Below are 20,112 nucleotides of genomic sequence, written 5' to 3' on the forward strand. Positions count from 1 at the left end.
AGGGAATCAAGGAGCTGACAGTGATCGACGCGTTCGTAAGGATCGGACCATTGATGGATCCGGCCAGTTATCCGCAGTGGGCTCAACAACTGATAGAGGATTGCCGCGAAAGCAAGCGCCGGGTGGTGGAGCATGAGTTCTACCAGCGATTGCGCGATGGCCAGCTCAAGCAGTCGACCATCCGCCAGTACTTGATCGGTGGCTGGCCGGTGGTCGAGCAGTTTTCCCTCTACATGGCCCACAACCTCACCAAGACCCGCTACGCCCGGCACCCTGGCGAAGACATGGCGCGCCGCTGGCTGATGCGCAACATCCGGGTCGAGCTCAACCATGCCGACTACTGGGTGAACTGGTGCCAGGCACACGGTATCCATCTGCATGAATTGCAGTCCCAGGAAGTGCCGCCGGAGCTCAACGGCCTCAACGACTGGTGCTGGCGGGTGTGCGCCACCGAGTCGTTGGCTATCGCCATGGCGGCCACCAACTACGCCATCGAAGGTGCCACCGGCGAGTGGTCGGCGGTGGTGTGCGCTGAGGACACCTATGCCCAAGGGTTCCCCGAGGACACCCGCAAGCGCGCGATGAAGTGGCTGAAGATGCATGCGCAGTACGATGATGCGCACCCTTGGGAAGCGCTTGAGATCATCTGCACCCTGGCCGGCGAGAACCCCACGTTGGGGTTGCGCACCGAACTGCGTCGGGCGATCTGCAAGAGCTATGACTGCATGTTCCTGTTTTTGGAGCGTTGCATGCAGCTCGAGGGGCGTCAGCAGGGGCGTCTGCGCCCGGCATTGGCGGCGGGCTGAAACAGTTCGCCGGCAACCCGGCTCCTACAGTCGATTCCGTAGGAGCTGGCTTGCCGGCGAAGCGGGCCTTACTGCGCGTTCAGCGCTTGTCCGTTCACATCCTTGCTGTCCGGCCCCATCAGGTACAGGTACACCGGCATGATCTCCTCGGGCAGCGGGTTGTTCTGCGGGTTCTCGCTTGGGTAGGCCTGGGCGCGCATCGCCGTGCGCGTGGCGCCCGGATTGATGCTGTTCGAGCGTACCGGCGCCACGCCTTCCAGCTCGTCGGCCAAGGTCTGCATCAGTCCCTCGGTGGCGAACTTCGACACCCCGTAGGCACCCCAGTAGGCCCGGCCCTTGCGCCCGACGCTGCTGGAGGTGAACACCACCGAGGCGTCCTCGGACAGTTTCAGCAGCGGCAGCAGGGTGCTGGTGAGCATGAAGGTGGCGTTGACGTTAATGTGCATCACGCGCATGAAGTTATCGCCCGAGAGCTGCTCCAGCGGCGTGCGCGGGCCTATGATCGAGGCGTTGTTGAGCAGGCCGTCGAGGCGACCGAACTGCTCCTCGATCATCGCCGCCAGTTCGTCGTACTGGTGCGCCAGGGCGGTTTCCAGGTTGAACGGGATCACCACCGGCTGCGGATGGCCAGCGGCCTCGATCTGGTCGTAGACCTCGTTGAGGTTGGACTCGGTCTTGCCCAGCAGCAACACGGTGGCGCCCAGGGCGGCGTAGGCCTTGGCGGCGGCGGCGCCGATGCCGCGACCGGCGCCGGTGACCAGGATGATCCGGTCCTTGAGCAGGTCGGGGCGGGCGGTGTAGTCGAACATCGGTCTGTCCTTAAATCGGTTGCGATCAATGGGGGCTGCGCGAAGGTTCAGCAGCCGCACAGCGCGCTGTCGATCACCTTGCGCAGTTCCAGCGGGTGGTCCACCACCACGTCGGCGCCCCAGTTGTTGGGGTTGTCCTCTGGATGAATATAGCCATAGCGCACCGCTGCGGTGCGGGTGCCGGCGTCGCGGCCAGACTCGATGTCACGCAGGTCATCGCCGACGAACAGCACGCTGGCCGGGTCCAGGTCCAGGGTCTTGCACGCCAGGATCAACGGTTCGGGGTCGGGCTTGCTGTTCTTCACGTGGTCTGGGCAGATCAGTAGGGCCGAGCGCTCTGCCAGGCCCAGGCGCTGCATGATCGGTTCGGCGAAGCGCACCGGCTTGTTGGTGACCACGCCCCACAGCAGGTTGCCTTTCTCGATGTCGGCCAGCAGCTCCGGCATGCCGTCGAACAGCTTGCTGTGCACCGCGCAGTCGCGCTGGTAGCGCTCGAGGAATTCCAGGCGCAGGGCCTCGAAGCCGTCGGCCTCGGGGTCCATGGCGAAGGTTGCGGCGACCATGGCGCGGGCGCCGCCGGAGATCACCTCGCGGATGCGTTCGTCGTCGATGGCCGGCATGCCGCGGTCGGCGAGCATCGCCTGGCAGATGGCGATGAAGTCCGGCGCCGTGTCCAGCAGGGTGCCGTCCATGTCGAAGAGTACTGCTCGCAGGCGCATGCTCATTCCTCGCGCAGGGTCTGGATCATGTAGTTGACGTCGACGTCGTTGCTGAGCTTGTAGTGCTTGGTCAGCGGGTTGTAGGTCAGGCCGATGATGTCCTTGACCTCGAGGCCCGCGGCGCGGCTCCAGGCGCCCAGCTCGGAGGGGCGGATGAATTTCTTGAAGTCATGGGTGCCGCGCGGCAGCATCTTGAGGATGTACTCGGCGCCGATGATTGCCAGCAGGTAGGCCTTGTGGTTGCGGTTGATGGTCGAGAAGAACACCTGGCCGCCCGGCTTGACCATGCGGTAGCAGGCACGGATCACCGACGAAGGGTCGGGCACGTGCTCGAGCATCTCCAGGCAGGTGACCACGTCGAACTGCTCGGGCATCTCTTCGGCCAGGGCCTCGGCGGTGATCTGCCGGTACTCCACCGCCACGCCGGACTCCAGCTGATGCAGTTGGGCCACCGCCAGTGGCGCCTCGCCCATGTCGATGCCGGTCACGGTGGCGCCGCGCTGGGCCATCGCCTCGCTGAGGATGCCGCCGCCGCAGCCGACGTCCAGCACCTTCTTGCCGGCAAGGGCGACGCGCTCGTCGATCCAGTTGACCCGCAGTGGGTTGATGTCGTGCAGTGGCTTGAATTCGCTCTCGCGGTCCCACCAGCGGTGAGCCAGGGCTTCGAACTTGGCGATTTCGGCGTGGTCGACGTTGCTCATCTGAACAGTCCTCTGAAGCTTCTATGAAAGTGTCACGGGGCGCCAGCCGTGGCTGGCGCCCGGTTATTCGTTGCGCCCGCCGATGCGGGCTCCCCAGGCGCGGGCATTGGCGGCCAGGGCCCGCTCGTCCATCCGCGTCAGGCGGCGGTCCAGCACCAGGGCGTGGCCGGCGACCCAGACGTCCTTCACGCAATCGCGGCCGGTGGCGTAGATCAATTGCGAGACCGGGTCGTGCACCGGCTGCTGCGCCAGCCCCGACAGGTCGAAGGCGACCAGGTCGGCGGCCTTGCCTACCTCGAGCGAGCCGGTCGTCGCCTCCAGGCCCAGCGCCCGGGCGCCGTTGAGCGTGGCCATGCGCAGCGCCCGGTGGGCGTCCAGGGCGGTGGCCGAGCCGGCGACGGCCTTGGCCAGCAGCGCGGCGGTACGGGTTTCGCCGAGCAGGTCGAGGTCATTGTTGCTGGCGGCGCCGTCGGTGCCCACCGCCACGTTCACTCCGGCCTGCCACAGGCGCTCCACCGGGCAGAAGCCGCTGGCCAGCTTGAGGTTGGACTCGGGGCAGTGGACCACGCTGGTGTTGCTTTCTACCAGCAGGGCCAGATCCTCGTCGCTGACCTGGGTCATGTGCACCGCCTGCAGGTTCGGCCCCAGCAGGCCCAGGCGGGCGAGGCGGGCCAGTGGGCGCTCGCCGCTGTCCTTGAGCGCCTGCTCGACTTCGCCGGCGGTCTCGTGGATATGCATGTGCAGCGGTGCGTCGAGCTGGTCGGCGATTACCCGGATCTTCTCAAGGTTCGCATCGCTGACCGTGTACGGCGCGTGCGGGCCAAGGGCGACGGTAATGCGCGGGTGGTGGCGCAGGTCGCCGAACAGCTCGATGGCCAGGTGCAGGCCCTCGTCCGGGGTGCGCGCGCCGGGGATCGGGAAGTCCAGCAGCGGCACGGCGATCTGCGCGCGGATACCGCTCTGGTGCACGCGGTCGCAGGCTTCGCGGGGGAAGAAGTACATGTCGGCAAAGCAGGTGATGCCGCCCTTGAGCTGCTCGGCGATGGCAAGGTCGGTGCCGTCACGCACGAAGGTTTCGTCCACCCAGCGGCCCTCGGCCGGCCAGATATGCTCCTGCAGCCAGGTCATCAGCGGCAGGTCATCGGCCAGGCCACGGAACAGGGCCATGGCGGCGTGACCATGGGCGTTGACCAGCCCGGGCGTCAGCACGCAGTCGGGCAGTTCGCGCACTTCCCGGGCCCGGGGTGCCCGTTCGCGGGGGCCGAGCCAGGCGATCTGGCCGTCCAGCACACCCAGTGCATGGCCTTCGAGCACCACGCCGGCCGGCTCCACGGGGACCAGCCAGTCCGGCACAAGCAGCAGGTCGAGGAGAGGGATGGCGGTGGGCATGCGCGGCATATACCTGGGTTGGTTCGGCTAAACGCGCAGTATACCCGAGCGTCCGCGGCTGAGGGTCGCTATAATCGCCGGCTTTTGATGTCAGGGCGACGGGGAGAGGCGATGCGCGAGCAACTGATGGCGGCGGAGACGGTGACGGGCATCGAATGGCGCGACGGCGTGTTGCACCTGCTCGACCAGCGCCTGCTGCCGCTGGAGCAGTGCTGGCTGGCCTGCACGCAGGCGTACGAGGTGGCCGAGGCAATCAGCGACATGGCTGTACGCGGCGCCCCGGCGATCGGAATCTGCGCCGCCTATGGCCTGGTGCTGGCTTTGCGCCAGCGATTGGCCGAGGGTGACGGCTGGGAGGAGTCCCTCGAGGAGGACTTCATGCTGCTGGGCGAGGCGCGCCCGACCCCGGCCAACCTGTTCTGGGCGCTCAACCGCATGCGTGAACGCCTGCAGCGCCTGCGTTCAGGGGAGGATGTGCTGGCGGTGATGGAGGCCGAGGCGGTGGCCATCCATGAAAGCGATCGCGAGGCCAACCTGACCATGGCCCAGTTCGGCGTCGAGCAGATTCGTCGCCACCAGGGCAGCGAACAGGCTCTGCTCACCCATGGCAACGCCGGGGCCTTGGCCACCGGCGGCTTCGGCACCGCCTTGGGGGTGATCCGCGCTGCCACCCTGGAAGGCATGGTTGAGCAGGTCTATGCCTGCGAGTCGCGACCCTGGTTGCAGGGCTCGCGCCTGACCGCCTGGGAGCTGGCCGCCGATGGCGTGCCGGTGACCGTGGTCGCCGACGCGGCCATGGGGCACCTGATGAAGACCAAGGGCATCACCTGGGTGGTGGTTGGTGCCGACTGTATCGCCGCCAATGGCGACGTGGCGGCGAAGATCGGCACCTACCAGATGGCGGTGACCGCCATGCACCACGGCCTGCGCTTCATGGTGGTGGCGCCGAGCACCAGCGTCGACCTGAACCTGGCCACCGGCGAGGACATCCCGCTGGAGACCCGTGGCGAAGAAGAGTTGCTGGAAGTCGCGGGCATCCAGGTGACGGCCGATGTCGAGGCCTACAACCCGGTGGTGGATGTCACCCCGGCGGACCTGATCGACGTGATCGTCACCGAGAGGGGGGTGGTCGAGCGTCCGGATACGGCGAAAATCGCCCAGTTGATGTGCCGCAAACGCCTGCATTGAGGTGTTTTTTCACCCGTTTGGATGGCGCTTCAAGGCAACCTGCCATATCTCCCATGCGTCCCGTGTTTGTGATACCATCCGGCAGTTTCCAAGGCCGCTCTTTGCGGCGGCCTTCATTGCGCAGATCCATGTCACAACTCATTGATTTGTCGTAAGTCGTCGCACCCCATATGCGCTGCGGCGGCGAGCTTCGTTCGTCCTTCGAGGGATCAGGCGAAGTTTCACCAGAAAAAGGAATCAGGCTTCTCATGGGCGAACTGGCCAAAGAAATCCTCCCGGTCAATATCGAAGACGAACTGAGACAGTCTTACCTCGACTACGCGATGAGCGTTATTGTCGGGCGAGCGCTGCCCGATGCGCGTGACGGCTTGAAGCCCGTGCATCGCCGCGTTCTGTATGCGATGAGCGAACTGGGCAACGACTGGAACAAGCCGTACAAGAAATCCGCCCGTGTGGTCGGTGACGTGATCGGTAAGTACCACCCGCACGGCGACACCGCTGTGTACGACACCATCGTGCGCATGGCCCAGCCCTTCTCGCTGCGCTACTTGCTGGTCGATGGCCAGGGCAACTTCGGTTCGGTGGACGGTGACAACGCCGCGGCCATGCGATACACCGAAGTGCGCATGGCCAAGCTGGCCCACGAGCTGCTGGCCGACCTGCACAAGGAAACCGTCGACTGGGTGCCCAACTACGACGGTACCGAGCAGATCCCGGCGGTCATGCCGACCAAGATCCCCAACCTGCTGGTCAACGGTTCCAGCGGTATCGCCGTGGGCATGGCCACCAACATCCCGCCGCACAACCTCGGCGAAGTGATCGATGGCTGCCTGGCGCTGATCGACAACTCCGACATCACGGTCGATGAACTGATGCAGTTCATCCCGGGTCCGGACTTCCCTACCGCCGGCCTGATCAACGGCCGCCAGGGCATCATCGAGGCCTATCGCACCGGCCGTGGCCGCATCTATATGCGCGCCCGTTCCGAGATCGAGGACATCGACAAGGTCGGTGGTCGCCAGCAGATCGTCGTCACCGAGCTGCCGTACCAGCTGAACAAGGCGCGTCTGATCGAGAAGATCGCCGAGCTGGTCAAAGAGAAGAAGATCGAAGGCATCACCGAGCTGCGCGACGAGTCCGACAAGGATGGCATGCGCATCGTCATCGAGCTGCGTCGCGGCGAGGTGCCGGAAGTGGTGCTCAACAACCTCTACCAGCAGACCCAGCTGCAGAGCGTGTTCGGCATCAACATCGTCGCCCTGATCGACGGTCGCCCGCGCCTGCTGAACCTCAAGGACCTGCTCGAGGCGTTCGTTCGCCACCGTCGCGAAGTGGTCACCCGCCGCACCGTGTTCGAGCTGCGCAAGGCCCGCGAGCGTGGCCACATCCTTGAAGGCCAGGCGGTCGCGCTGTCCAACATCGACCCGGTCATCGCCCTGATCAAGGCCTCGCCGACCCCGTCCGAAGCCAAGGAAGCGCTGATCAGCACCGCCTGGGAGTCCAGCGCGGTGCAGGTCATGGTCGAGCGCGCCGGCGCCGAGTCCTGCCGTCCGGAAGACCTGCCGGAGCAGTACGGTCTGCGTGAAGGCAAGTACTACCTGTCGCCGGAGCAGGCCCAGGCCATCCTCGAGCTGCGCCTGCACCGCCTGACCGGCCTGGAGCACGAGAAGCTGCTGGCCGAGTACCAGGAGATCCTCGAGCAGATCGGCGAGCTGATCCGAATCCTCAGCAGCGCCGAGCGCCTGATGGAAGTGATCCGCGAAGAACTCGAAGCGATCCGCGCCGAGTACGGCGATGCCCGCCGCACCGAGATCCTCAACGCCAGCCACGACCTCAACTACGGTGACATGATCCCGGAAGAAGAGCGCGTGGTGACCATCTCCCACGGTGGTTACGCCAAGACCCAGCCATTGTCCGCCTACCAGGCCCAGCGCCGCGGCGGCAAGGGCAAGTCGGCCACCGGCGTCAAGGACGAGGACTACATCGAGCACCTGCTGGTCGCCAACAGCCACGCCACCCTGCTGCTGTTCTCCAGCAAGGGCAAGGTGTACTGGAAGAAGACCTACGAAATCCCCGAGGCCTCCCGCGCCGCCCGCGGTCGTCCGCTGGTCAACCTGCTGCCGCTGGAGGAGGGTGAGCGCATCACCGCCATGCTGCAGATCGACCTGGAAGCACTGCAGCAGCACGCAGACCCTGAGGAAGAGCTGGAAGACAGCGATGACAGCGTGATTGAAGGCGAGCTGGTTGAGGCCGAAGAGATCGACGAGGAAGACGGCGACACCCCAGAGTGGGCCGCCGAACCGACCGGCGCCTACATCTTCATGGCCACCGCCTCCGGTACCGTCAAGAAGACCCCGCTGGTGCAGTTCGCCCGTCCGCGCTCCAACGGCCTGATCGCCCTGAAGCTCAAGGAAGGCGACACCCTGATCGCCGCAGCCATTACCGATGGCGCCAAGGAAGTCATGATGTTCTCCGACGCCGGCAAGGTGATCCGCTTCGCCGAGAGCGTGGTGCGCGAGATGGGTCGTAATGCCCGTGGCGTGCGCGGCATGAAACTGGGCAAGGGCCAGCAGATCATCTCCATGCTGATCCCCGAGTCCGGCGCGCAGATCCTCACTGCCTCCGAGCGTGGCTTCGGCAAGCGCACCCCGCTTTCCAAGTTCCCGCGTCGCGGTCGTGGCGGCCAGGGCGTGATCGCCATGGGCACCAAGGGGCGCAACGGCCTGCTGATCGGCGCCATCCAGGTGCAGGAAGGCGAGGAGATCATGCTGATTTCCGACCAGGGTACCCTGGTGCGCACGCGGGTCGGCGAAGTGTCCAGCCTGAGCCGTAACACCCAGGGTGTTACGCTGATCAAGCTGGCCACGGACGAAACACTGGTGGGCCTGGAGCGTGTCCAGGAGCCATCCGAGGAAGAACTCGACGACCTGGTCGAGACGGACGAGGAGGGCGCCCCGCTCGATGCAGTGGGCGAGGACACCGCAGGCGCCGAAGAGGCACCTCAGGAATAACCGAAGCAACAACCCGAACGGGGCGACCAAGGTCGCCCCGTTTGACTGATTGGAACAGGCAACGCTCGCTCCTGCAGGGGTTGGCGGGGTCTGTGAGTGACGATTTGTTCTATTTGGCAGAGCGAGAGTGGATGTGAGCAAACGAGCCTTTAACTTCTGCGCCGGCCCCGCCGCGCTTCCCGATGCTGTCCTGCAGCGTGCCCAGGCCGAGATGCTGGACTGGCGCGGCAAGGGCCTGTCGGTGATGGAAATGAGCCATCGCAGCGACGACTACGTGGCCATTGCCGAAAAGGCCGAGCAGGACCTGCGCGACCTGCTGTCCGTCCCCTCCAACTACAAGGTGCTGTTCCTGCAGGGCGGCGCCAGCCAGCAGTTCGCCGAGATTCCGCTGAACCTGCTGCCGGAGAATGGCACCGCCGACTACGTCGAGACCGGCATCTGGTCGAAAAAGGCCATCGAGGAAGCGCGTCGTTTCGGCAACGTCAACGTCGCCGCCAGCGCCAAGCCCTACGACTACCTGGCCATCCCAGGCCAGAACGAGTGGAAACTGACCAAGAACGCGGCATACGTTCACTATGCGTCCAACGAGACCATCGGCGGCCTGCAGTTCGACTGGGTGCCCGAGACTGGCGACGTCCCGCTGGTGGTCGACATGTCCTCCGACATCCTCTCGCGCCCGACCGACGTGTCGCAGTTCGGCCTGATCTACGCCGGCGCGCAGAAGAACATCGGCCCCAGCGGCCTGGTGGTGGTGATCGTCCGTGAAGACCTGCTGGGCCACGCCCGCAGCAGCTGCCCGACCATGCTCGACTACAAGATCGCGGCCGACAACGGCTCGATGTACAACACCCCGGCCACCTATTCCTGGTACCTCTCGGGCCTGGTGTTCGAGTGGCTCAAGGAGCAGGGTGGCGTCGAGGCCATGGAGCAGCGCAACCGCGCCAAGAAGGACCGCCTGTACGGCTTCATCGACGGCAGCGAGTTCTACACCAATCCGATCAGCCACAACGCCCGTTCGTGGATGAACGTGCCGTTCCGCCTGGCCGACGAGCGCCTGGACAAGGCCTTCCTGGCTGGCGCCGACGCCCGTGGCCTGCTGAACCTCAAGGGGCACCGTTCGGTGGGCGGCATGCGCGCCTCGATCTACAACGCCTTGGGCCTGGAGGCCGTCGAGGCGCTGGTGCAGTACATGGCTGAATTCGAGAAGGAGCACGGCTGATGTCCGACCAGGAACTCAAGGCCCTGCGCGTGCGCATCGACAGCCTCGACGAGAAGATCCTCGAGCTGATCAGCGAGCGCGCCCGTTGCGCCCAGGAAGTGGCCAAGGTCAAGACCGCGTCGCTGGCCGAAGGCGAGGCGCCGGTGTTCTATCGCCCCGAGCGTGAAGCCGCGGTGCTCAAGCGTGTCATGGAGCGCAACAAGGGGCCGCTGGACAATGAAGAGATGGCGCGGCTGTTCCGCGAGATCATGTCCTCCTGCCTGGCCCTGGAAGAGCCGCTGAAAGTCGCCTACCTCGGCCCGGAAGGCACCTTCACCCAGGCGGCCGCCATGAAGCACTTCGGTCACGCCGTGGTCAGCCGCCCGATGGCGGCCATCGACGAGGTGTTCCGCGAAGTGGCGGCCGGTGCCGTCAACTTTGGCGTGGTGCCGGTGGAAAACTCCACCGAAGGCGCGGTCAGCCATACGCTGGACAGCTTCCTCGAGCACGACATGGTGATCTGCGGCGAGGTGGAGCTGCGTATCCACCACCACCTGCTGGTGGGCGAGAACACCAAGACCGACAGCATCACCCGCATCTACTCCCATGCCCAGTCGCTGGCCCAGTGCCGCAAGTGGCTGGACGCCCATTACCCGAACGTCGAGCGCGTGGCTGTCTCCAGCAACGCCGAGGCGGCCAAGCGGGTCAAGGGCGAGTGGAACTCGGCGGCGATCGCTGGCGACATGGCGGCCAACCTGTACGGGCTGACCCGCCTGGCCGAGAAGATCGAGGACCGCCCGGACAACTCCACGCGCTTCCTCATGATCGGCAGCCAGGAAGTACCGCCGACCGGCGACGACAAGACCTCGATCATCGTTTCCATGAGCAACAAGCCGGGCGCGCTGCATGAGCTGCTGGTGCCGTTCCACGAGAACGGCATCGACCTGACGCGCATCGAGACCCGTCCGTCGCGCAGCGGCAAGTGGACCTACGTGTTCTTCATCGACTTCGTCGGCCATCACCGCGATCCGCTGATCAAGGCGGTGCTGGAGCAGATCAGCCAGGAGGCTGTGGCGCTGAAGGTGCTGGGTTCGTATCCGAAGGCGGTGCTTTGATTTGAGATTGCCGGGGCCGCTTCGCGCCCCATCGCGACACAAGGCCGCTTCCACAGGTATTGTGCAGGCCTTGAAGCTGTACTGAGTCCTGTGGGAACGGCCTTGCGTCGCGATGGGCTGCAACGCAGCCCCAGTGGGTCTCGCAGATTGCCTAGATTTCTGAACAGGGTTCGTACTCGTGGTTGATGCTGTAACAAACAAATCCGCACCGATTGTCGGCCGCTTGGTCGTGGTCGGCCTCGGCCTGATCGGCGGCTCCTTCGCCAAGGGCTTGCGTGAAAGCGGCCTGTGCCGCGAGGTGGTCGGCGTCGACCTGGATGCCGAGTCGCGCAAGCAGGCCGTGGCGCTGGGCGTGGTCGACCGTTGCGAGGCGGACCTGGCCGTCGCTTGTGTCGGCGCCGATGTCATCCAGCTGGCGGTACCGATCCTGGCCATGGAGAAAGTCCTGGCCCGGCTGGCCCAGCTCGACCTGGGTGACGCGGTGATCACCGACGTGGGCAGCGCCAAGGGCAACGTCGTGCGTGCAGCGCGCGAAGCGTTCGCCGAGCGCTTGCCGCGCTTCGTGCCCGGGCACCCGATCGCCGGCTCCGAGCAAAGCGGCGTTGAGGCCTCCAATGCCGCGTTGTTCCGTCGCCACAAGGTGATCCTCACGCCGCTGGTGGACACCGACCCGCAGGCGCTGGCCCTGGTCGACCGCCTCTGGCGCGCGCTGGACGCCGATGTCGAGCACATGCCGGTGGAGCGCCATGACGAAGTCCTGGCCGCCACCAGCCACCTGCCGCACCTGCTGGCCTTCGGCCTGGTCGATTCGCTGGCCAAGCGCAATGAAAACCTGGAGATCTTCCGGTACGCTGCGGGGGGCTTTCGCGATTTCACGAGAATCGCTGGTAGCGACCCGATCATGTGGCACGACATCTTCCTCGCCAACCGCGAGGCGGTCCTGCGCACTCTCGATACATTTCGCAGCGACCTCGACGCCTTGCGCGACGCGGTCGATGCTGGGGACGGGCACCAACTGCTGGGTGTGTTCACCCGCGCCCGGGTTGCCCGCGAGCATTTCAGTAAAATCCTGGCCCGCCGGGCCTATGTGGACGCTATGAACGCCAACGATCTGATTTTCCTGGCCCAACCGGGTGGCCGCGTGTCCGGACGGATCCGCGTACCTGGCGACAAGTCGATTTCCCACCGCTCGATCATGCTCGGCTCGCTGGCCGAAGGCACCACCGAGGTGGAAGGTTTCCTCGAGGGCGAGGACGCCCTGGCCACCTTGCAGGCCTTCCGTGACATGGGCGTGGTCATCGAAGGTCCGCACCACGGACGCGTGACCATCCATGGCGTCGGCCTGCACGGCCTCAAGCCGCCACCCGGCCCGCTGTATGTCGGCAACTCCGGTACCTCGATGCGCCTGTTGTCCGGCCTGCTGGCGGCGCAACCGTTCGACACCACCATGACTGGCGACGCCTCGCTGTCCAAGCGCCCGATGAACCGCGTGGCCAATCCGTTGCGCGAAATGGGCGCTGTGGTCGAGACCGGCCCTGAAGGCCGTCCGCCGCTGACCATCCGTGGTGGTCATAAGCTCAAGGCGCTGAACTACACGCTGCCGATGGCCAGCGCCCAGGTCAAATCCTGCCTGCTGCTGGCCGGCCTGTACGCCGAGGGCACCACCACCGTCACCGAGCCTGCGCCGACCCGTGACCACACCGAGCGCATGCTGCGCGGCTTCGGCTACGCGGTCGAGTCGAACGGCCCGGTGGCCTCCCTGCAGTCTGGTGGCAAGCTCACCGCTACCCGCATCGAAGTACCGGCGGACATTTCCTCTTCGGCATTCTTTCTGGTGGCGGCCTCCATCGCAGAAGGTTCCGAGTTGGTCCTGGAGCACGTCGGTATCAACCCGACCCGCACCGGCGTGATCGACATCCTGCGCCTGATGGGTGGCGACATCACCCTTGAGAACCAGCGTGAAGTCGGCGGCGAGCCGGTGGCCGACCTGCGCGTGCGCGGCGCCAAGCTCAAGGGTATCGAGATTCCCGAGCACCTGGTGCCGCTGGCCATCGACGAGTTCCCGGTGCTGTTCGTCGCCGCTGCCTGCGCCGAAGGGCGCACGGTGCTGCGTGGCGCCGAAGAGCTGCGGGTCAAGGAGTCGGACCGCATCCAGGTGATGGCCGACGGCCTGATCGCCCTGGGCGTGAAGTGCGAGCCGACGCCGGACGGCATTATCATCGACGGCGGCCCGATCGGCGGCGGCGAAGTGCACGGCCACGGTGACCATCGCATCGCCATGGCCTTCAGCATCGCCTCGCTGCGCGCCAGCGCGCCGATCGTGATCCATGACTGTGCCAACGTCGCCACGTCGTTCCCCAACTTCCTGGCGCTGTGCAAGGAAGTCGGAATCCGCGTCGCCGAAGAGGGCAAGTCGTGAATTCGCAAGCACCGGTCATCACCATCGACGGGCCGAGCGGCTCGGGCAAGGGTACCGTGGCGGGCCTGCTGGCCCGCGAGCTGGGCTGGCGCCTGCTCGATTCCGGCGCCCTGTACCGCCTGCTGGCGTTCAATGCCAGCAACCATGGCGTCGACCTGACCAACGAAGAGCTGCTCAAGGCCCTGGCCGCCCATCTGGACGTGCAGTTCATCGCTGCTGAGCCGGGCAAATTGCAGCAGATCATTCTCGAGGGCGAGGATGTCAGTCATGTCATCCGTACCGAGACCGTCGGTGCCGGCGCATCGATGGTCGCCTCGCTGCCGGCGGTGCGCGAGGCGCTGCTGCAGCGTCAGCGCGCCTTCCGCGAGGCGCCGGGTTTGATTGCCGACGGTCGCGATATGGGCACCGTGGTGTTCCCCGACGCGCCGCTCAAGGTCTTCCTCACCGCCAGCGCCGAGGAGCGTGCCCGTCGCCGCTACCTGCAGTTGAAGGGCAAGGGTGAAGATGTTAGTCTGTCAAGTCTGCTAGATGAGATCCGTGCGCGCGATGAGCGTGACACCCAGCGCGCAGTGGCCCCGCTCAAGCCGGCGGCCGATGCCATTCAGCTGGATTCCACGGAGTTGTCCATCGAGCAGGTGCTGCAACGCATCAGAAGCGAGCTCGCCCTGCGCGACCTGGCCTGATGGAGAGGAGAGCGGGCAGGGGCACCAGTCAACGTCCTGCCAGTTCTTCTTTACTTAACGAAACCCACATTGTCTGGAATGTGGCTATGGGCGTTTGTTTCGCCCGAATCTACAGGAATTAAAATGAGCGAAAGCTTTGCAGAACTCTTTGAAGAAAGCCTGAAAACCCTCAATCTTCAGCCGGGTGCCATCATCACCGGTATCGTTGTCGACATCGACGGCGACTGGGTTACCGTTCACGCTGGCCTGAAGTCCGAGGGCGTCATCCCGCTCGAGCAGTTCATCAACGAAGCTGGCGAGCTGACCATCAAGGTCGGTGACGAAGTTCACGTTGCGCTGGACGCGGTCGAAGACGGCTTTGGCGAAACCAAGCTGTCCCGTGAAAAAGCCAAGCGCGCCGAGTGCTGGATTGTTCTGGAAGCTGCTTTCGCTGCCGAAGAAGTGGTCAAGGGCGTTATCAACGGTAAGGTTAAAGGCGGCTTCACTGTCGACGTTAACGGCATCCGTGCGTTCCTGCCGGGCTCCCTGGTTGATGTCCGCCCAGTGCGCGACACCACCCACCTCGAAGGCAAAGAGCTGGAATTCAAGGTCATCAAGCTGGACCAGAAGCGCAACAACGTTGTCGTTTCCCGTCGCAGCGTCCTGGAAGCCGAAAACAGCGCCGAGCGCGAAGCTCTGCTGGAATCGCTGCAGGAAGGCCAGCAGGTTAAAGGTATCGTCAAGAACCTCACCGACTACGGTGCGTTCGTTGACCTGGGCGGCGTCGATGGTCTGCTGCACATCACCGACATGGCCTGGAAGCGTATCAAGCACCCGTCGGAAATCGTCAACGTTGGTGACGAGATCGACGTCAAGGTCCTGAAGTACGATCGCGAGCGCAACCGCGTTTCGCTGGGTCTGAAGCAACTGGGCGAAGACCCATGGGTTGCTATCAAAGCCCGTTACCCAGAAAGCACCCGCGTCATGGCTCGCGTCACCAACCTGACCGACTATGGCTGCTTTGCTGAGCTGGAAGAAGGCGTTGAAGGCCTGGTGCACGTCTCCGAAATGGACTGGACCAACAAGAACATCCACCCGTCGAAAGTCGTTCAGGTTGGCGACGAAGTGGAAGTCATGGTTCTGGACATCGACGAAGAGCGTCGTCGTATCTCCCTGGGTATCAAGCAGTGCAAATCGAACCCATGGGAAGACTTCTCCGGCCAGTTCAACAAGGGTGACAAGATCACCGGTACCATCAAGTCGATCACCGACTTCGGTATCTTCATCGGTCTGGACGGCGGCATCGACGGTCTGGTTCACCTGTCCGACATCTCCTGGAACGAAGCTGGCGAAGAAGCCGTGCGTCGCTTCAAGAAGGGCGACGAGCTGGAAACCGTCATCCTGTCGGTTGATCCAGAGCGCGAGCGCATCTCCCTGGGCATCAAGCAGCTGGAAGACGATCCGTTCTCCAACTTCGTTGCTGTCAACGACAAGGGCGCTATCGTTAAAGGTATCGTCAAGGAAGTTGACGCCAAGGGCGCTATCGTGACCCTGGCCGACGACATCGAAGCTACTCTGAAGGCTTCCGAAATCAGCCGTGACCGCGTTGAAGACGCCCGTAACGTGCTGAAGGAAGGCGAAGAGATCGAAGCCAAGATCATCAGCGTCGACCGCAAGTCCCGCGTTATCAGCCTGTCCATCAAGTCGAAGGACGACGCTGAAGAGCGCGAAGCCATCCAGAGCCTGAAAAACGCTCCGGAAGCGGCTGCCGATACCACCATGGCTGCGCTGCTGCGCGAAGCAATGGCCAAGCAGAACTGAGTTCTGTTTGATCGGTAAAAAGGGCGACCCTCGGGTCGCCCTTTTTTTTAGACTTATTTGGAATTGCAGTAAATATCAGGTGTTGGTCGATCTGGTGTGAGGTCTTGTTGCCGACTTGGTGGGTGTCAGATTCACTCCGAGGGGATTGCCGTGGCTGCGGATTTTGAAGGGTCTGAAGAACGGCTGATGATGACGGCATAGCGGCTGAGGTCGTCCTCATCCCGCTGGAAGTGAATTGCGACTTTCTTGCCTTTCCAGGTGGAGGTTTTGATTTCGTAGGTAGCGCCCGATTCAAGTTGGATGCGGTGGCTGAGGCTTGAGCCTGGTTGTCCGAAGTTGTCGCGCAGGAAGTCATCGACCAGCTCCAAGCTGCTGGCATTGCCCGTTAGCATCAGTTCATCAATCGCGTTTCCTTGGAGTGTCACAAAGACTTGATAGCCTAAGTTGATTGGAATATAGGGAAGTCCGCGAATTTCAAAACGATCGGTCTTCGAAGTGCTGGAACGGCATAACGTCGGTTGGCGTTCGGGGGTGTTCGGGCACGCAGGCGTTTGCGCTTTGAAATCCCCGTGAAGCGGAATGCCCAGAAACTCGGAAGGCTCCTTGTCCCATGAATTGATATTCTGTGCGGTCCAGGCCGGTGAGCTGGAGGTGATCATCAGGGTGGCTAAGGCTAGCGACAGGGGGGTGATCCGCATAAACGATCCTTGTGGGTGCGACTCGATGTGCAGGCAGGAAGCAGTGTTTAAATGGTGTTTGGCGTAGTTTACGCAAAGGCGGATGCTTCCGACTCGCGATTATGACAAAATCTCAAGCGCTTGGGTTGTCTTCGTGGCGATTTCATCCTGGGTGCTATAAATTTTCCGATATTGGACAGGCGTCGCTTTAAGTGGGGGCGCGGATCAGGGTGGTGCCCAGCTGAGGTCTGTTACATTTCGTTGTGGTCTTGGATTTTTTCATCAAGTCAAGAACTGCCCTGTTCAAATCCCTCCGAGCGTGCTAAAACCTGATTAAGCAATGATCTAGCTGCTTGATAACGAAGGGAAAAACATGACGAAGTCGGAGCTGATCGAACGTATTGTCACTCATCAGGGGTTGCTCTCGTCCAAGGACGTTGAGTTGGCCATCAAGACCATGCTTGAGCAGATGTCGCAGTGCTTGGCGACCGGGGATCGTATCGAGATCCGTGGCTTTGGCAGTTTTTCCCTGCACTACCGTGCTCCGCGGGTGGGGCGCAATCCCAAGACCGGTCAGTCGGTCAGCCTCGAAGGTAAGTACGTGCCTCATTTCAAGCCCGGCAAGGAGTTGCGCGATCGGGTCAATGAAGAAGAGCACGTGCCTCATTGAGTGAAGGATCTGTCTGATGCGTAACCTAAAGCGTGTCGTGGTTGTGCTGCTTGTTTTGTTTCTGGCGGCTGTGGTGATGTTCTTCGTGCTGGAAAATCAACAGGAGGTTTCACTGGTATTGTTTGGCTGGTCTGCTCCAGCTTTGCCGGTGGCTGTGCCTGTACTGGCTGCCCTTTTGGTTGGCTTGACGGTAGGTCCGCTTCTGGGTATCTACGGAGTGCGACGCGGCGATCGTAAAATGCGTGCGTCGACGCGCAAAGAGTTGGTGGGCGGCAATTAAAGAGAATTCCTGCAATTTGGCAGGGTTGCGCTGGCTGTGCGTATAGCCAGCAAGTCGCTACTGGCCTGATTGGGTGTGCGGCTATGCAGTCCTCCTGATCATTTCCGTCATGGTGGCGTCCGTGGCGTAAGTCGCTTCTACCATTGGCTCTATCTTCTTTCGGCGGCCAATTTTTTGGTGGATTGTAGTCTGGAGCAGGGTGAGTATACAGTTCAAGGCATCTATCTTGACTCCAGTCTGATTTGCGCTTCCAATCTAAGTCGAAACAAAGAAATGCTATCTGAATTTGAGGTGTTCTCGTCCACAAGTCGCAATTTGGCGACTCGATTACCTTGGTGGGCGATGACATTTCTATGTGGTCAGGGCTGTTGATGATTCTCGATTTGCCAATGGTCTGGCGTTTTGCTGAGCGTTATAAGCGATTACATGGCTTCTGGTGTGGTGAGGTTTTGGATGGGTGAAGGGGGTTGTCCGGATTCAAATGGTTGGTGTACATCGATACGAATGGTTGTCACGATGGGGCGGTGGGCGCTAGTCGTGGTTTCTGTCGTGGGGCGAGGAACTTCTGGCGGGTAGGTGTCTCTATTCTGGTTAGTGCGAAGTGAACGTAGGGCGCCAAGCTGGGCGAAATGCCGCTATGCTTTGGTCGAGAGGAGGGTGCTGCTGCATCCTGTGCGCGGAAGCAGGCCCCTTGAAATTATGCAATCAGACGGACTCAAGGAAAATAAGATTAAATGCGTATTGAGCGCGAGCAGCTGAGTGGTGGTGACGAGATTGACCTGATTGAGCTTGTTCAAGGGGTGTGGCGACAAAGGCTATGGATGGCGTTGGTCGCGTTGCCTGTGATTGGGTTGGGTTTGGTCTATGTGTTGCTTGCTTCGTCCGTGTATGAGGCGAAGCTCTATATACGTGCTCCTACGCAGAAAGAGATTGCGCAGCTCAATTTCGGTCGCGGTGAGGGGACGGGACTGGCGCCGCTGAGTGCCAAGGATGTATTCAGCATTTATCTAAGATCCCTCCAGTCGGAGGCGGTCCGCGATAGCTTTTTTCGCAACGTCTTTCTCCCAACGTTGACTCAGAAGGAGCGAGGCGGGTCGCGTGATGCGCTGTTTGCTCGTTTCAATGGTATGCTCAGTGTAACTCAGGCGTCTAGGGATGTACCTGATCGATATGTTATTACGGCCAACCTTGAAGATCCGCGTCTCGCTGCGACTTGGGTATCCAGCTATGCCGAAATGGCTGCGGGGCGGGCGAAAGAGGAGCTTTTAAGCGGTACGCGTAGTGATATCTCAATCATGGCAGATAATCTTGATCAGCAAATTCGGGCTTCGCGTGCCAGTGCGGGTAATCAGCGTGCAGACCAGATCGCTCAGCTCAGTGAGGCGTTGCGAATTGCGAAATCCATAGGCCTTGAGAAGCCACCAATCATATCCAATACCTTGTCTAGTGAGGTGTCCGCCGGAATGGGGGGGGCACTCACGTACATGCGGGGCACGAAGGCGCTGGAGGCAGAGATTGCCAACCTCGAATCCCGTCCGTCCAACGATCCCTATATCCCTGGTTTGCGCGAAAGTCAGGAAAGGCTTAATTTTTTGCGCAATTTGAAGGTTGACCCTTCGCTGGTGGCAATGTATCAGCAGGATGGTGTGGTCTCGCAGCCTGATAGGCCGATCAAGCCGCGCAGGGGGCTCATAATGGCGCTCGTGGTGCTGGTTGGGGGGGCGCTGGGCGTGTCGGTGGCGATAGGTCGTGATCTGTGGCTGAGGCGACGAAGCGTTCCTCGGGGAGGAAAGGCTGGCTAGTGCTGGTTGTCAGGCGTTGTTGTCGAGTGCGGAAGGTGCAACAATACATCTTCCCTCCAATGACATGGATAGCTGGAAGAGCGCACGAAGCGCTTGCCTACCCTGCCGGTCTTGGGTGCTACTACCGCTAGCAAGCAGGCAAAACGCAGTGAAAATTGTTCCTCGCAGTAATTACTTGTTCGCTTCGGGTGAATCAGGTCTTTTTGATCTCATTCGAACTCACTGGCGCAGACGAGTATTAATTTGGGCTGTAGGTGGGGTTTGTGCGGCCATTGGCGGCGCTATTGCTTATGCCCTTCCTTCGGAGTATGGGGTGTCCACTACCTTGCGTCCCGTTGCGCTTAATCAGCTGGATGCGCTGAATTGCTCTAAAATCTACTCGATGCCAACTGCAGGGGTATTGAAGATGGTGGGGCGAGGTTGGGTTCCTGCAACGCTCGTCTAGAGTTTTTCCGCTCTTGGCCCGAACTTGTACGTGCTTTCCAGGATGAAGGGAAAAGTGTTGAGCAAGCGTTTCGAGACTTCAAACGTGCCGCGTTAAGTCTGGTGCGGGTGGATACGAATAAGACCGATTTTATAAGTGACTTTGTAAATTTTAAGATCCATGACGAGAAGGGTGTAGCTGGCCCGGTAGTCCTTAACGACTTTGTCGAATACGCCGTGGAGCACAGCGTCTGCAGTGGCTATAAAGCCTTGAAAAACATAAGTTGTGACATTTGCCTTTGTCGGCGGCCTGTTGCTTGGCGCCATGAGCAGCTCTGCGGCGGTCTGCCTTCGAGAATCATCTGCGGCGCACTCGGGTCTTGGCGGATAGTAATGCTGCCTCGCGCATTTTGCCGGAGGGC

17 protein-coding genes are annotated in these 20,112 nt (G+C 62.2%); 12 read left to right on the forward strand and 5 right to left on the reverse strand.

From position 1 onward, the window contains the following. Window positions 1–20 precede the first annotated feature (20 nt). Window positions 21–806: an iron-containing redox enzyme family protein gene (locus tag AC25M7_RS06765; protein WP_028690833.1), complete on the forward strand. Its 786-nt coding sequence runs from the start codon at window positions 21–23 to the stop codon at window positions 804–806. A 68-nt stretch (window positions 807–874) separates the two neighbouring features. Here the strand turns inward: AC25M7_RS06765 and AC25M7_RS06770 are convergent, their stop codons facing one another. The 4 genes from AC25M7_RS06770 to AC25M7_RS06785 form a co-directional block, all read right to left on the reverse strand. Continuing rightward, window positions 875–1,615, reverse strand: a complete 741-nt coding sequence (locus AC25M7_RS06770) for a YciK family oxidoreductase (protein ID WP_207851637.1) — start codon at window positions 1,613–1,615, stop codon at window positions 875–877. A 47-nt stretch (window positions 1,616–1,662) separates the two neighbouring features. After that, complete coding sequence (mupP, locus tag AC25M7_RS06775; protein WP_028690831.1) at window positions 1,663–2,334, reverse strand: N-acetylmuramic acid 6-phosphate phosphatase MupP; 672 nt, start codon at window positions 2,332–2,334, stop codon at window positions 1,663–1,665. Window positions 2,335–2,336: 2 nt separating this feature from the next. Continuing rightward, window positions 2,337–3,035 carry a bifunctional 2-polyprenyl-6-hydroxyphenol methylase/3-demethylubiquinol 3-O-methyltransferase UbiG gene (gene ubiG, locus AC25M7_RS06780; RefSeq protein WP_207851635.1) on the reverse strand — a complete coding sequence of 233 codons (699 nt, stop codon included), beginning with the start codon at window positions 3,033–3,035 and terminating at the stop codon, window positions 2,337–2,339. A gap of 63 nt (window positions 3,036–3,098) precedes the next feature. Then, complete coding sequence (locus tag AC25M7_RS06785; protein WP_028690829.1) at window positions 3,099–4,424, reverse strand: TRZ/ATZ family hydrolase; 1,326 nt, start codon at window positions 4,422–4,424, stop codon at window positions 3,099–3,101. A gap of 111 nt (window positions 4,425–4,535) precedes the next feature. On the opposite strand from AC25M7_RS06785, the gene mtnA reads away from it, so the two are divergent. The 7 genes from mtnA (at window position 4,536) to rpsA (ending at window position 15,838) form a co-directional block, all read left to right on the forward strand. Further along, complete coding sequence (gene mtnA, locus AC25M7_RS06790; RefSeq protein WP_028690828.1) at window positions 4,536–5,612, forward strand: S-methyl-5-thioribose-1-phosphate isomerase; 1,077 nt, start codon at window positions 4,536–4,538, stop codon at window positions 5,610–5,612. Between the two features lie 248 nt (window positions 5,613–5,860). Beyond that, window positions 5,861–8,623 (forward strand): DNA gyrase subunit A, encoded by a 2,763-nt coding sequence (gene gyrA / locus AC25M7_RS06795; protein WP_062361520.1) that lies wholly within the window; start codon window positions 5,861–5,863, stop codon window positions 8,621–8,623. A 133-nt stretch (window positions 8,624–8,756) separates the two neighbouring features. Next, entirely contained in the window at window positions 8,757–9,842 is a 1,086-nt protein-coding gene (serC, locus tag AC25M7_RS06800) for a 3-phosphoserine/phosphohydroxythreonine transaminase (protein ID WP_028690826.1), read from the forward strand. Continuing rightward, on the forward strand, window positions 9,842–10,936 hold the full coding sequence (gene pheA / locus AC25M7_RS06805; protein ID WP_028690825.1) for a prephenate dehydratase: 1,095 nt from the start codon (window positions 9,842–9,844) through the stop codon (window positions 10,934–10,936). The genes serC and pheA overlap by 1 nt, the downstream gene beginning before the upstream one ends. A gap of 211 nt (window positions 10,937–11,147) precedes the next feature. Further along, window positions 11,148–13,355, forward strand: a complete 2,208-nt coding sequence (locus AC25M7_RS06810; protein WP_236179196.1) for a bifunctional prephenate dehydrogenase/3-phosphoshikimate 1-carboxyvinyltransferase — start codon at window positions 11,148–11,150, stop codon at window positions 13,353–13,355. Further along, the gene (gene cmk / locus AC25M7_RS06815; RefSeq protein ID WP_028690823.1) at window positions 13,352–14,038 is read left to right on the forward strand and encodes a (d)CMP kinase; all 687 of its coding nucleotides are present in this window, start codon (window positions 13,352–13,354) and stop codon (window positions 14,036–14,038) included. Before AC25M7_RS06810 ends, cmk begins: the two co-directional genes overlap by 4 nt. Before the next feature lie 123 nt (window positions 14,039–14,161). Further along, entirely contained in the window at window positions 14,162–15,838 is a 1,677-nt protein-coding gene (gene rpsA / locus AC25M7_RS06820) for a 30S ribosomal protein S1 (RefSeq protein ID WP_028690822.1), read from the forward strand. Between the two features lie 131 nt (window positions 15,839–15,969). Here the strand turns inward: rpsA and AC25M7_RS06825 are convergent, their stop codons facing one another. Continuing rightward, window positions 15,970–16,536 carry a hypothetical protein gene (locus AC25M7_RS06825; protein ID WP_486970868.1) on the reverse strand — a complete coding sequence of 189 codons (567 nt, stop codon included), beginning with the start codon at window positions 16,534–16,536 and terminating at the stop codon, window positions 15,970–15,972. 352 nt (window positions 16,537–16,888) lie between these two features. Here AC25M7_RS06825 and ihfB point away from each other — a divergent pair, with 352 nt between their 5' ends. The 4 genes from ihfB (at window position 16,889) to AC25M7_RS06845 (ending at window position 19,712) form a co-directional block, all read left to right on the forward strand. Then, complete coding sequence (gene ihfB, locus AC25M7_RS06830) at window positions 16,889–17,185, forward strand: integration host factor subunit beta (RefSeq protein ID WP_279809027.1); 297 nt, start codon at window positions 16,889–16,891, stop codon at window positions 17,183–17,185. Between the two features lie 16 nt (window positions 17,186–17,201). Further along, window positions 17,202–17,465 (forward strand): LapA family protein, encoded by a 264-nt coding sequence (locus tag AC25M7_RS06835; RefSeq protein ID WP_486970869.1) that lies wholly within the window; start codon window positions 17,202–17,204, stop codon window positions 17,463–17,465. Window positions 17,466–18,199: 734 nt separating this feature from the next. Then, window positions 18,200–19,267, forward strand: coding sequence for an LPS O-antigen chain length determinant protein WzzB (locus tag AC25M7_RS06840; RefSeq protein WP_486970870.1), 1,068 nt, complete (start codon window positions 18,200–18,202; stop codon window positions 19,265–19,267). A 64-nt stretch (window positions 19,268–19,331) separates the two neighbouring features. Then, window positions 19,332–19,712: a Wzz/FepE/Etk N-terminal domain-containing protein gene (locus tag AC25M7_RS06845; protein WP_486970871.1), complete on the forward strand. Its 381-nt coding sequence runs from the start codon at window positions 19,332–19,334 to the stop codon at window positions 19,710–19,712. Window positions 19,713–20,112: the final 400 nt, after the last annotated feature.

The organism is Pseudomonas sp. P106(2024) (genome assembly GCF_057480815.1).